This is a genomic window from Dysgonomonas gadei ATCC BAA-286 (assembly GCF_000213555.1).
Taxonomy (GTDB): Bacteria; Bacteroidota; Bacteroidia; order Bacteroidales; family Dysgonomonadaceae; genus Dysgonomonas; species Dysgonomonas gadei.
Map to the genome: position 1 here is coordinate 14,524 of NZ_GL891982.1, position 13,873 is coordinate 28,396.

Annotated in this window: 11 protein-coding genes; 4 read left to right on the forward strand and 7 right to left on the reverse strand. The window is 36.7% G+C overall.

What is annotated here, in order from left to right; translation table 11 throughout:
- Positions 1 to 3 precede the first annotated feature (3 nt).
- The 4 genes from HMPREF9455_RS08485 to HMPREF9455_RS08500 all read left to right on the forward strand — a co-directional run bounded on the left by HMPREF9455_RS08485 (position 4) and on the right by HMPREF9455_RS08500 (position 2,952).
- Positions 4 to 693, forward strand: a complete 690-nt coding sequence (locus HMPREF9455_RS08485) for a response regulator transcription factor (RefSeq protein WP_006799236.1) — start codon at positions 4 to 6, stop codon at positions 691 to 693.
- Positions 690 to 2,063 carry a sensor histidine kinase gene (locus HMPREF9455_RS08490; RefSeq protein ID WP_006799237.1) on the forward strand — a complete coding sequence of 458 codons (1,374 nt, stop codon included), beginning with the start codon at positions 690 to 692 and terminating at the stop codon, positions 2,061 to 2,063. Before HMPREF9455_RS08485 ends, HMPREF9455_RS08490 begins: the two co-directional genes overlap by 4 nt.
- A gap of 219 nt (positions 2,064 to 2,282) precedes the next feature.
- Positions 2,283 to 2,519, forward strand: a complete 237-nt coding sequence (locus tag HMPREF9455_RS21020; protein WP_395858102.1) for a tyrosine-type recombinase/integrase — start codon at positions 2,283 to 2,285, stop codon at positions 2,517 to 2,519.
- 13 nt (positions 2,520 to 2,532) lie between these two features.
- Positions 2,533 to 2,952: a virulence RhuM family protein gene (locus HMPREF9455_RS08500; protein ID WP_044215844.1), complete on the forward strand. Its 420-nt coding sequence runs from the start codon at positions 2,533 to 2,535 to the stop codon at positions 2,950 to 2,952.
- Positions 2,953 to 3,538: 586 nt separating this feature from the next.
- On the opposite strand, the gene HMPREF9455_RS08510 is transcribed toward HMPREF9455_RS08500, so the two are convergent.
- The 7 genes from HMPREF9455_RS08510 to kdpA all read right to left on the reverse strand — a co-directional run bounded on the left by HMPREF9455_RS08510 (position 3,539) and on the right by kdpA (position 13,302).
- Complete coding sequence (locus HMPREF9455_RS08510) at positions 3,539 to 4,876, reverse strand: sigma-54-dependent transcriptional regulator (protein ID WP_006799242.1); 1,338 nt, start codon at positions 4,874 to 4,876, stop codon at positions 3,539 to 3,541.
- A 28-nt stretch (positions 4,877 to 4,904) separates the two neighbouring features.
- The gene (locus tag HMPREF9455_RS08515) at positions 4,905 to 6,635 is read right to left on the reverse strand and encodes an ATP-binding protein (RefSeq protein ID WP_006799243.1); all 1,731 of its coding nucleotides are present in this window, start codon (positions 6,633 to 6,635) and stop codon (positions 4,905 to 4,907) included.
- Positions 6,632 to 7,756, reverse strand: a complete 1,125-nt coding sequence (locus tag HMPREF9455_RS08520; protein WP_006799244.1) for a sensor protein KdpD — start codon at positions 7,754 to 7,756, stop codon at positions 6,632 to 6,634. Before HMPREF9455_RS08520 ends, HMPREF9455_RS08515 begins: the two co-directional genes overlap by 4 nt.
- Positions 7,757 to 7,896: 140 nt before the next feature.
- Positions 7,897 to 8,976: a porin gene (locus HMPREF9455_RS08525; RefSeq protein WP_006799245.1), complete on the reverse strand. Its 1,080-nt coding sequence runs from the start codon at positions 8,974 to 8,976 to the stop codon at positions 7,897 to 7,899.
- Between the two features lie 26 nt (positions 8,977 to 9,002).
- Positions 9,003 to 9,563, reverse strand: coding sequence for a K(+)-transporting ATPase subunit C (locus tag HMPREF9455_RS08530; RefSeq protein WP_006799246.1), 561 nt, complete (start codon positions 9,561 to 9,563; stop codon positions 9,003 to 9,005).
- Positions 9,564 to 9,577: 14 nt separating this feature from the next.
- Positions 9,578 to 11,593 (reverse strand): potassium-transporting ATPase subunit KdpB, encoded by a 2,016-nt coding sequence (gene kdpB, locus HMPREF9455_RS08535; protein WP_006799247.1) that lies wholly within the window; start codon positions 11,591 to 11,593, stop codon positions 9,578 to 9,580.
- A gap of 20 nt (positions 11,594 to 11,613) precedes the next feature.
- The gene (kdpA, locus tag HMPREF9455_RS08540; RefSeq protein WP_006799248.1) at positions 11,614 to 13,302 is read right to left on the reverse strand and encodes a potassium-transporting ATPase subunit KdpA; all 1,689 of its coding nucleotides are present in this window, start codon (positions 13,300 to 13,302) and stop codon (positions 11,614 to 11,616) included.
- Positions 13,303 to 13,873 lie beyond the last annotated feature (571 nt).

Genomic DNA, 13,873 nt, shown 5'->3' on the forward strand with positions numbered 1-13,873 from the left:
GATATGAAAAAAATACTTGTTATTGAAGATGAAAAAAGAATAGCCGAGCTCTTGGGTAAGGGTTTATCCGAGTTCGGCTTTGAGGTTACCCTTGCATTTGATGGTGATACTGGAAAACGTCTTATCAGCTCTAACCTGTATGATCTGATTATTACGGATATTATTCTTCCACATCACAATGGATTTGAAATTACAAGGTTTGTGAAAGAGAAGTACCTCCATGTACCAATAATTATGCTCACAGCTTTAGGAGCTACCGATGACAAACTGGATGGTTTTGATGCGGGAGCAGATGATTATATGGTCAAGCCATTCGATTTAAGAGAACTGAATGCACGCATTAATGTCTTATTAAAGAGAAACAGCAATCATCCTGAAAATAAAGTACCCGACGAACTAAAGTACCATGATTTATGTATGCACGTCAATACCCGCACAGTATCCCGGTCGGGCAAAGAGATAAGACTCACCCCTAAAGAATTTAGCTTACTGAAGTACCTGATGGAAAATCCGGAAAGAGTATTACCGCGAGCCGAAATAGCCGAAATAGTTTGGGATACACACTTCGATACCGGAACTAATTTTATAGACGTTTACATCAATTATTTAAGACGAAAAATAGATAAAGAGTTCGACAACAAACTTATTCATACAAATCCAGGAGTTGGATTTATACTTAAAATAGAGAAATGAAAATAAAGACCAAAATAGCACTCCGTTACTCGATTGTAACAGCCATACTGATGGCTATTTTTGCAACCGTCATCTATCTGGTAACTGTACATGACAGGGAGGTCGAGTTTTATGACAATCTCTATCGGGAGGGTGTGTCCAAAGCCAACTTATTTTTCGAAGCCAAAGCCAGCCCTGAAGCGATGCATTCTATTTATAAAAATAATATCGAATATATTGATGAGGTAGAGGTTGCCATTTATGACATTGCAGCAGACCTGCTCTATCATGACGCAAAAGATATTGACATTGTAAAAGAAACTCCCGAACTGATTCAGAATATTGTCGAAAATAAAAAGAATACTAAATTCTATGTTGGAAAATATCAGGCAGTAGGTTTTCTATTTAATCATAACAACTCTCATTATGTGGTCACAGCAGCAGCTTATGATGGTTATGGTTATAATAAACTACATAAACTGATTATCAATCTCGTTACTCTTACTATTGTATCCATATTGATATCGTTTATTCTTGGTTATTTTCTAGCCCGAAGAGCCTTGAAACCTGTATCTGATATTTCGGGGAAGATGAAAAATATCACAGCCAACAACCTAAATTTACGTATCTTAGGATATAGCGATCATGATGAGTTTGGAGAATTAGCCGCCTCATTTAACAAAGCTTTGGATATAATAGAATCTTCTTTCGAATCGCAAAAAATGTTTGTTAGTAACACTTCTCATGAATTACGTACACCGTTGGCAACTTTGGTCGGAGAAATTGACTTTGCATTGCTAAAAGAACGTACCATAGAAGAATATATTGACACACTTCGGAATTCGAAACACGATGCAATTCGTTTGATAAAACTTGTAAATGGCCTCTTGGACTTAGCGAAAACGGGTTACAATGAAAATAAAATTTCAATGAGTAAAGTGCGCATTGATGAAATAGTATTGGATGCCCGCACAGATGTTTTGAAAGCAAACCCAGAATATAGGATTGATATTCAATTTATGCAGTCGGGCGAAGACGACACTGAATTAATTATTCTGGGAAATGCATATTTACTAAAAACTGCATTTATAAATTTGATGGAAAATAATTGTAAGTTTTCTGAAAACAAAACTTCTATTGTATCAATGTTTTTTGAAAATGAAGTTATTGATATCAATTTTACTGATACAGGAGTTGGCATCAATCGGGAAGAATTAAAAAATATTTTTAAGCCTTTCTACAGAGGGAAAAACAAAGAATTTGTAGATGGTAATGGTATTGGGCTGGCTCTCGTGGAGAAGGTTGTTAAAATTCATAAAGGCAAAATAAAAGTAGATTCTGTTATAAATATGGGGACTATATTTAAGATTGAGATACCTATAGAGAGATAAGAGAGATTAAATCTCACTCATGGGACATTTTATTTCACAAGAAAAATTCACAAATGATTACTTTTTTGAGTAAGTTTGTAAGAAGTTATTTTGGGTATGAAAATTTACGCAAATGCTAATCAAAAGAACCATTACCAAATTGTTACCTCTCCTAAATTCACCCTTTGTAATCCACTGATAAAGAGACAGGAACATTAAGAATGCTGCTATCTGAAGGAAATTTCCGATTTGTGCGGTATTGAGAAGCACCTCACCTATCATTGCGGCCGTCATACATTTGTAACGACGTTTTTATCGTTGGGTATTCCGATCAAGCCTGTATCGAAAATGCTGGAGTATACAAAAATCCAGACAACGCAAATATATGCCCGGATAACTAATAACAAGATAGCCAATGAAATGAATGCTATTGCGGGAAAACTAAAAACTTACGAATCAAAAAGTGCTATTGTTTAACCTAGTTGAGTTTATGAAAACAGGATATATAAAGTTTACAAATATAGGTACCGACAGACCAATCATTGAAGTAAAAATTGTAGATGGTACAGTTTGGATGACAGTAAATGAAATCACTGATCTGTTTGGGGTTTATACCCCGACAATCAGCAAGAATCTAAAGGCTATTTTTAGGGATAGTTTATTGAAAGAAGTAGATGTGACAAAAGAATACAGATACATCCGAAAGGAGAAAGAAGAATATATTCGCATTTACTATAATTTAGAAGCTATTATTTTCTTGAGCTTTCGTATTCAATCCATATATACTAAAGCTTTTCGGGAATGGGTATTCAATAATCTTTGTGAATACGGTAGAGCAAAGGCTAAATCTGAAATGCTCATAATATTCAATGCTAACACAGGAAAATCATCTTTTAAAAATTTGAATTGAATATTCCATATAAATTATCCTTATCATCCCTAAGTTGTAAAATATCTTGGGGATGCTATTTTATTGATAAAAAGGTAGAAATATAAATTTGACAACACTATAAAATTACTTAATCTTAGAATGTCTCAATCAAACCTATGATTATAACTATAATCAGAAAACCCAACCAGACAGGTGTAGACTTTACTAGATTAATTCTTTTGATAACTTTTCTTAGTTTCTTTATATCTATTCTTTTCTTAGAATTCATATTCTTATTTTGTTCGATAATTTGACACCTGTTCACTTATTTCTTTATTCTCTGTCAGTCTACAATAAATAATATATATTGTAGCCATTAGCCAGAAATATATTACAATTGCTATTACAATATCCCAAATATTGAAATTATAATGATTCTTTTTCATATTGGCACTTTTGATGTAACTACTCTTTTGATGATAATTACTCATACAGTATACCAAGAATTTAAACAGCAAATCAATATATTAGTAATCAGATAAATAGTGTTATGTCTCAAACTTTAGAAATAAAAAAAGCCTATCAAAAAGATAGGCTTTAAGCTCAATATGAGAAGGTAAGCTACTTATAGTTTATATTCTTCTAATTTCCGATATAGCGTCGCAATTCCTATTTTGAGTATTCGGGCAGTCTCTGCTTTATTTCCTTTCGTATAATCTAAAATCTTTTTGATATGCAACCTTTCAATATCTGATAAAGCCAGAGTTGTTATAAATTCAGGTGAATCAGTATCTGGATATTGTATTTCCAAAGGCAATGTTTCGATACCTAAAGTTTCATCATCGGATAGAATCACACTACGCTCAATAACATTCCTTAATTCCCTTATATTTCCTTTCCAGCTATTTTGTTCCAATAACTTTAAATAATCGGGAGAAATTGTATTGATCCTGTTATTCGATTTAGTTGCAAACAGATTTACAAATTCATCAACAAACAATTTTATGTCAGAAATACGTTCTCTTAGAGGAGGTAAATGTATCTGAAAAACAGACAAACGATAAAATAAATCGCGGCGGAAATGTTCCGTCTCAATTTCTTTCTCCAAAATTCGATTTGTAGCGGCAATAATCCTTACATCAATCTTTTGCGATTTGGTTTCTCCTATTTTTATAAACTCTTTGGTTTCGAGTACCCTTAGGATTTTGGCTTGAAGATCAATTGCCATTTCTCCGATTTCGTCCAGAAAAATAGTCCCTTCATGGGCTTCTTCAAAAAGGCCTTTTTTATCTTTTAAAGCTCCTGTAAATGCTCCCGCTTTGTGCCCGAACAGTTCGCTCTCCAATAGCTCTTTACTAAACGCAGAACAATTAATTGCGACAAAAGGCTTATTCTTTCGCAAGCTTCCGTAATGTATCGATTGGGCAAAAACTTCCTTACCCGTTCCAGTTTCTCCTGTCAACAATACAGTAGCATCTGTTTGTGCTACTTTACGTCCCATCTCTATAGCAGAAAGAATAGAAATAGATTTCCCTATAATATTATCAAAAGAATATTTTTGCTCTATTTTTTGTTCTAGTCGGGTCACTCGTTTAGATAATTCTACTTTTTCCAATGCCCTGTACACCAAAGGTATTATGCGATTGTTGTCGTCACCCTTTGTGATATAATCAAAAGCTCCGTTCTTTATAGCCTGAACCCCATCAGGAATGTTCCCATACGCAGTCAGAAGTATGATTTCAGCCAACGGCTGTATTTTTTTTATTTGAGGGATCAGATCAACGCCATTAGCATCAGGTAGCTTAACATCACAAATGATAACATCAAAATACTGTTTCTCTAATAGCTTCAATCCTGATGTTGCATTCTCAGCCTGAAATACTTCTATCTGTTCAAGCTCGATGATACGGGCCATCAGTTTGCGAAGTTTTTCTTCATCGTCTATTAATAATATCTTTTTCATTTTTATTATTTTTTATGGGACAGAGAGCTTAGATTTTACTGTAAGGAATAATGAAAAAGAATGTACTTCCCATACCGGGATTGCTATTTACACCTATTGTGCCTCCTTGAGTTTCAATAAATTCTTTACTAATGGCCAATCCCAGTCCTGATCCCGATTTTAGGCTTCCCGGTATTTGGAAATAACGCTCAAATATTTTTTTCTTATATCTGGAATCAATTCCTTTCCCAAAATCCTTAACGGAGAATAATGCTCCTTTATTTTCTCTTCTTAAAGAAACCTCAATGTCGCTATCTTCCATTGAATAACGGATGGCATTAGTCAGAAAATTAATAAGAACCCATGCTGTTTTTTCGGCGTCAGCCACAATCAATGGAATATCGGGTTCCATATCCACCTGAAGCTTTATTCTCTTGTGCTCTGCTTGTAACTTTACGGTGTCAATTGCATATCTGACTATCAGTCCGGGATCTGTCGATTGAATATTCAATTGAATATTTCCTGTCTCTACCTGAGACATATTCAGTAGTTCTCCAGTGATTTGTAAAAGTCGTGTACTGTCTTCTTTTATGCCGTCCACTAACTGTTTCTGTTCATCGTTCAATATTCCTGTTTCATTATGTTCGAGTAATTGTGTGCTCATCTTTATCGAAGATATCGGAGTCTTCAACTCGTGAGATATAGTAGCGATAAAGTTGGTCTTAGCCGAGTCTAGTTCTTTAAAAATAGTGATATTCTTTAACAGGATAACATAACCGATCAGTTCTGTTATATTTTCTCCTGTTTTATTGATTTCTATATGGATAATTTCTTTCTCAAAATAAGATTGTTTGTCATCAGAAAAGATCTTTAACGGTCCTTCGTCTCTTTTTGCTAAAGGATCAATGAGCTCAACAATAAGTGTACGAATCAGATCATTTGTAACGGCAATATCTTGAACCGGTTTATTTAAAATTTCATTGCGGGATAAACCTGTTATTTTCAAGGCTTCATCGTTGATGAAAATAATAAATTTACTCTCATCAAGCCCGATAACAGGATCATGCATATTATTGATAAGGGTTTCCACCCGTTTCTTTTCTCTCAGTATTTTTTCTAGCCTGCTGTTTGAATACTCTTCCAATTTTTCAGCCATTGTATTGAAAGATTTAGCCAAATCTCCATATTCGTTATGACTTTCATAGTTTAACCGTTGCCGGTAATTCTGATTTGCGATCTCTTTTATACTTTCTGTTAATTGAAGAATCGGGTTTGCAATGTTTCCGGGTAGTTTGACTAGCAAAGCGAAAGCAATAAGAAAGCACAAGGCACCTGTTATAATGATCCAGATAATGGCATTCTCTGCGGTATTATTTGCTATATGGCTCTTTTGGACAATCGCATCCATATTGAGTTTCATCAGAGTTGCAATATCTTTTCTTATTATGATTTTGAGGCTGTCATTCTCTGTATTGTGTTTCAAATTAGAGAAAAGATTGGATATCTGCAATGTTATGTCAGATTCTCCTATTTCTGTTTCATTTGTCAGTTGCTTTTTTAGATTTATTTCAAATGAAGATATGGCTTGCGAATCTGTTTTCATCTCATCTAAGGCAAGCAACATATTACGGGAGTATTCCAGTGTATTGTAATTGGCCATGAGTATATTTCGGGTATCTCTCCTGAGATCGTTGATATACCAGATACTAACACCTGCCAATAATATAATCAGGCAGAAAAGCAGTCCTACTCCGGATGTTAATTTGGTCTTTATTTTCATGACAGTATAATTAGGTCTATACCTTCTTTTTTTAATTCTCTTAATATTTTCTTGTATGTGGAGACATATAATAGCATGCGCCATCTGTTGATGTAGGGCATCCCGATACAAACAGTCGATACATCTTTCTTAATAGCTTGCTCAAGAATTGCTTCCGGTATATTCTTATGCTTTAATTGTATAACCTGCCCACCCAATTCAATAGCCATTTTGAAACTGTTTATCAGTTTTCGCTGGCTGTCTAAGGCTATCTTATCGGCTCCTTCCTTTGGAGTCTGTACATACAGGACATACCATTCGCCACTGTAATAACTGGCCAAACGTGCTGTCTTTCGGATAATGTTGTTAGCTTTCTTACCATTACTCCCTATACATGCCATAAAGTTTTTATGTAGTCCAGGCTGGGATGAAAATGTTTCATCATCAGCTTTTTTCAATACATGGCTTGCTACCTCTTTTAAAGCTAACTCGCGTAAGCGAAGGATGTGTTCGGTCTTAAAGAAATTAGCTAAAGCAGCCTGTATCTTATCGGATGGATATATTTTTCCGTCTTTAAGCCGGGTTACCAGATCATCGGCAGACAGATCGATGTTCACAACTTCATCCGCCATAGCTATAACTCGATCAGGAATGCGTTCACTTACTTCTATGCCTGTAATTTTTCTTACTTCCTCATTCAGTCCCTCTATGTGCTGAACGTTTACTGCACTAATAACATTGATCCCGGCTTCGAGTATTTCAAGGACGTCCTGCCAACGTTTTTCGTTCTTACTACCCTCTATATTTGTATGAGCCAGTTCATCCACAATTACAGCTTCGGGACGTAAATTTATAACAGCCTGTACATCCAACTCTTCCAGCTCTTTGCCTTTATAAAAGATTTTCCTTCTGGGAATCACTGGTATTCCATCCAATAATGCTACAGTTTCCTGCCTGTTGTGGGTCTCGATATAGCCGATTTTAATATCTACACCTCCCTCCAAAAGAATGTGCGCCTCCTGCAACATCCTGTAAGTTTTACCTACACCGGCAATCATCCCGATATATAGTTTAAATTTACCTCTTTTCGATTGTTTGATCAAACTGAGAAAATATTCAGCACTTTTTCTATCCTCATCCATCGTTTAGTACGATTTTCAAATTAGTTCTTACATCCTTGATATAAAAACAATCTGTTTTAAAAGTAGTTTTTTTGTATAAAATAAAAGTACAAAACTCTTGTCCATAAACCGGCAAGAGTTTTGAAAATTAATAAGGGTATTTAGAAATTAACGGCAATACTTGATATTGCAGAAACATTATTTTTGTTCATCTTATTATCCCTGTCTAAAAAGATAGTATCTTTACTATTCAGATTTTTGACTTCTGTCCGCCAAACCAGATTAGGCAAGATATAGTAATCCGCATTCAGGGAATAACCAAACGTCCGAAATCCATTAGGCGTATCAGATGATATGATGACTCCATTCTTGTCGGAATAATATTCACCTCTGGCTGCAAATACGAGCTTATCAGAAGGCTTATATCTAACAATTAATACAGGAGTATACCAGCTGTTATATTTGCTGCTTGCTTTTTCTTTTTGCTCTATACCAATATCAAAGCCGGCAGTAATGCCCCATTGACCATTCACCTGATAGATTGCATAAAGATTATGGAAATAGCGCATCTGACGGATACTATCAGCCTTTTCATTTCCGATAAAGGAGCTGCTGTTAAGCGTTAGTTTATCATTTGGCTTGTAGACCAACTGATGACCGAAAGACGGGACGCTATTTCCTTCTACTTTCTGTATTCGCTGCCAGCCATTAAGCACGAGTAAACTGGCTGTCCATTTCCCATTGGACGTTGAATAAGTTAATTTTGCTCCTGTTTCAAAATAAGGCGAATTTTCAGCAGCAAGACTTCGGGTAAGTGTCCAGTTATCTTTTCCGACAGCGCTTTCACTACCGATGTGTGAGGGTAAAATTCCGGCATCCAACCATAAATTATGAGTTTTGGAAAGTTTGATTCCAATGTTGGCTTCATATATATTTTTCAAAACTCCGGGTTCTGCCGTATAATTCGCATTCATGTATGTACCTGCCGCAATAGCTAAATTAGCTCTCAGCATTTCAGTATTATATGCAGCTTTGATAAAGCCTAAATTCAGATTGAATTCATTGTTCCTATCATAGCTGTAAACGAATCCGGGTCTTTTGTTATTTAGAGGATTGCTAAAATCGTATTGATAATACACTTCAGCATATCCATTGATTGTGAGCGGATTACTTTTTTCTTGTGCGGACACTATTTGTCCGGCTCCCAGCAATATCACCAGAAGAACTAAACTCTTTTCCATCTTTTATATTTTAAATATTGACTTTATTATTTCAAATTATCCAATGCTATATTCAGCCTTAATACATTGATCTTTTCAGGGCCGAATAAACCTAGCAAAGGTTTTTCTGTTTGGGAGTCAATCAGCTCAAGTAATTTAGCTTCTTCTATATTACGGATCTTTGCGATTCTCTTGACCTGTACTTTTGCTGCCTGTGCCGAAAAATCAGGATCAAGACCGCTACCGCTGGCTGTTATCAGATCGACCGGGATTTCGGATTTATTTACCTCCGGATTATGCCCAAGAAAGCTGTCAATACGTGCCTGAACCTGTGCCAGATATTCTTCGTTGGATGGCCCGTTATTACTTCCGCCAGAGCCTGCCGCATTGTAATCGACAGCCGATGGACGTGACCAAAAATATTTATCGTCGGTAAATGATTGCCCAATATTTGAATAATACGTTTTTCCGTTGTGTTCTATTACTTCTCCTTTGCCTGAGTTTGGCGACAGCTGTGCAATCCCCCATAGTGTAACCGGATAAACAACCGCAAAGAGTAATAATGTAGCTACTGTCAGCCTGATGGCCGGAATAATATGCTGTTTCATTTTCTTTATTTTTATCAGATGAATAATGATACGATTATATCTATTAATTTAATTCCTACGAATGGAACAAGAATTCCTCCTAAACCGTAAATAAGAAGATTTCGTCTTAAAAGAGCCGATGCTCCTATCGGTTTATAGGCAACTCCTTTTAATGCCAACGGTATCAGAATGGGAATAATGATTGCATTGAAGATAATGGCTGAAAGGATAGCACTTTCGGGACTGCTCAACCTCATGATATTAAGGTTCTGCAAAGCAGGTATCGCAGTTATGAACAAAGCTGGAATAATAGCAAAGTATTTAGCGACATCATTTGCAATACTGAACGTAGTAAGCGTACCTCTAGTCATTAACAATTGCTTGCCGATTTCTACCACCTCAATCAGTTTGGTCGGATCATTATCTAGATCCACCATATTTCCGGCTTCTTTAGCTGCTTGAGTTCCGCTGTTCATAGCTACCCCCACATTGGCTTGAGCGAGAGCAGGAGCATCGTTTGTACCGTCTCCCATCATTGCAACCAGCCGTCCTTCATTCTGCTCTTTTTTAATATAGTTCATCTTATCTTCCGGTTTGGCTTCGGCAATAAAGTCATCAACTCCGGCTTTTTCCGAAATATATTTTGCAGTCAGAGGATTGTCTCCGGTTACCATTACTGTTTTTATTCCCATCTTACGCAAGCGCTCAAAGCGTTCCTTGATGCCCGGTTTAATAATATCTTGTAGCTCAATCGTGCCGACAATTTTATTATTAACCGAGACAACTAAAGGCGTTCCTCCGTTTTCTGAGATTATCTTCACCATATTAGCAACATCTTTCGGATATGGGTTCCCGTTTCTTTCAGCTAATGCCCGGATGGCATCGGCAGCCCCTTTTCGGATTTGCATATCTCCGACATCCACACCTGAGCAACGTGTCTCTGCTGTAAATTCAATAAACTTAAAACGGGATGCAGGCATATCGTAATTTGACGGATTCACCTGAGCCAGTTCAACTATTGATTTGCCTTCGGGTGTCTGATCTGCTAATGAGCTGAGAACAGCAACCCGGACAAACTCATCATTGTTTACTCCATCGGCAGGATAAAAATGCGTTGCTTTACGGTTACCGATTGTAATGGTACCTGTCTTATCCAAAAGCAGGACATCGATATCTCCGGCGGTTTCTACGGCCTTTCCGCTCTTGGTAATCACATTAGCACGTAATGCCCTGTCCATACCTGCAATACCAATTGCAGATAGCAATCCGCCAATAGTTGTAGGAATCAGGCACACAAATAGGGAAATAAAGGCTGCAATTGTAATTGATACATTCGCATAATCAGCAAAAGGTTTTAATGTAACACATACAATAATAAAGACAAGCGTGAACCCTGCAAGCAGAATAGTTAAAGCTATTTCATTAGGTGTTTTCTGGCGGCTTGCTCCTTCTACCAAAGCAATCATTTTATCCAGAAAACTTTCTCCGGGCTGGGTTGTGACCTGTACAGCTATTTTATCAGATAGGACTTTTGTTCCTCCTGTAACTGAGCTTTTATCTCCTCCGGCTTCTCTGATTACGGGAGCTGATTCTCCGGTGATGGCACTCTCATCTATTGTTGCCAGCCCTTCAATAATTTCACCATCGGCAGGGATAATATCTCCTGTTTCACAAATAAATACATCTCCTTTTTTTAACAGGGCAGAAGATACAACACTGCCGTCTTGAAGTTTTGCAGGTGTTTCTTCTCTCGTTTTGCGTAAACTGTCAGCCTGAGCTTTACCACGTGCTTCGGCAATGGCTTCGGCAAAATTGGCAAATAACACAGTTATCAGAAGTACAAGAAAGACAATGAAATTGTATCCGAAACTTCCCTGGGAAGTTTCTCCGGATAAAGTCCAAAGGCACACGAAAAACATAACTATTGTTCCGATCTCCACAGTAAACATAATCGGATTACGGAACATTATTTTGGAATTCAGTTTCACAAAAGATTGTTTAAGTGCTTCCTGCACTAAGTCTTTCTGAAACAAAGATTGATTCTTATTCATATTCTCTTTAATAATTATATTTAATACAAGATGAAGTATTCAGCAACAGGACCTAAGGCAAGAGCAGGTAAAAAGGACAACAATGCGATAATCAGTATAACGGCAAATACCATTGTGCCAAACGTCGCCGTATCGGTTCTTAACGTACCGTCACCTTCGGGGATAAATTTCTTTTCAGCCAGAAGTCCGGCAATGGCTACCGGGCCTATTATCGGAAGGAAACGGGATAATATCAACACGATACCTGTACTTATATTCCACCACAGAGTGTTATCTCCCAATCCTTCAAATCCACTACCATTGTTTGCTGAGGATGAAGTATATTCATAAAGTATTTCACTGAAACCATGGAATCCGGGATTATTAAGGGTGGATGCTCCCTGATCAGGAAAGGCAGTGGCAAGTGCTGTTCCTGCCAGAATAAGGAACGGGTGTATCAATGCAATAATCATTGCTATCTTCATTTCCCGAGCCTCTATCTTTTTCCCTAAGAATTCAGGTGTACGTCCAACCATCAAACCACTGATAAATACAGCGAGAATTATAAATATCAAGAAGTTTAGTATGCCTACACCAACGCCACCATAAAAACAGTTGACCATCATTGCTAATAACTGATTCATACCGGACAACGGCATCGTACTGTCGTGCATAGCATTGACTGATCCTGTAGAAATAACGGTCGAGACAATACTCCAGAATCCGGAAGCAGCAGCTCCTATGCGGGTTTCTTTTCCTTCCATAGCTCCTAATGAATTGTCTATGCCCATCGCCGATATGGCGGGATTACCATTTATTTCCATTACGACATTGGGAATAACAAGTAGTAAGAATCCGACTGTCATTACACCAAGTATCATTCGCGCGAGTCTTCTTCTTCCTGTAAAATAGCCAAAAGCGAAAATCATGGCTATCGGGATAATAAACTGGGCAAGCATTTCTGCCATATTCGTCAGATAAGAAGGGTTCTCAAATGGATGGGCGGAATTAGCTCCGAAGAAACCGCCTCCGTTTGTTCCTACATGTTTGATTGCTATAAATGCAGCTGCGGGTCCTCTGGATACTTCTACGGTATTTCCTTGCAATGTGGAGATACTGTCTTTTCCTTCGAATGTCATAGGAGTGCCTTCAAACACAAGAATGATGGCTATAATAAAAGATACAGGCAGTAAGATACGGGTACATGATTTTATAAAATACTCATAAAAATTGCCTAACTGAGTCGTACTTTTATCCCGGAATGCCCTGAATACAACTGCTGCCGCTGCCATACCTGTACCAGCCGACACGAATTGTAAGAACATTAGCCATATTTGGCCTAAATAACTCAAACCTGTTTCCCCCGAGTAATGCTGCAAATTACAATTTACCACAAAAGATATAGTCGTGTTAAATGCCAGTTCAGGAGACATACTTGGATTATTATCCGGGTTTAAAGGGAGAATGCCCTGTGTCATTAAAATGAGCATCCCTAATAAAAACCAAACAAAGTTAATGGCGAGTAGTGCCACAAGATGTTGCTTCCAGGTCATCTCTGTCAGAGGATTAACTCCCCCTAATTTATATAATAGCCTGTCTATAGGATTAAAGATGGGGTCAAGAAATGTCTTTTTCCCTCCGTAAACTTTTGCGATGTATTTTCCGAAAGGTATTGCCAAAACTACCGATAGAACAAACATTATAATTATGCCTAAAATTTCTGTATTCATGTTTTCTTATTTATGTAATTTTCAATTGAAGGAGCAATTCAAGATGAGTCCGATTCCGACAGCAACCAATGATGTCAGAATCAATACATGTGTTGATTTTAACGATTGTTTTACAGACAGGGGCTTACGAGAACATCCCCGTTTATTATTTTCATTTTTCATTTCTGTCAAAATTTTTCGGGCTTTAATAATACATAGCAGATGTAACAAAACACAGCTATGGCTATAATAAATAATGGGATCATAATGGTAGATTTTATATTTTTTCAAAAAACTCTATTGTTTTATAAAATAGTCTGAAGCAGATAACTCCTGCTATTACTAATATCACAGTAAGCATATTCTTCTTTTTTTTAGTTATACATATAAGATATTTTTAATTGTTTCTTTTATATATGCTATTTGTATGCCAAAGAGAATCAACTGAAATTAACTAACTATTAATCATACATATACAAGTTTTTGTAAAATTTTATAAGCCTATCATTTTGATAATGTATATCAAAATGATAGGCTTAATTATAAATTTCGCTTAATCAAAAAAGGATATATACAGTTGATGTATATATAC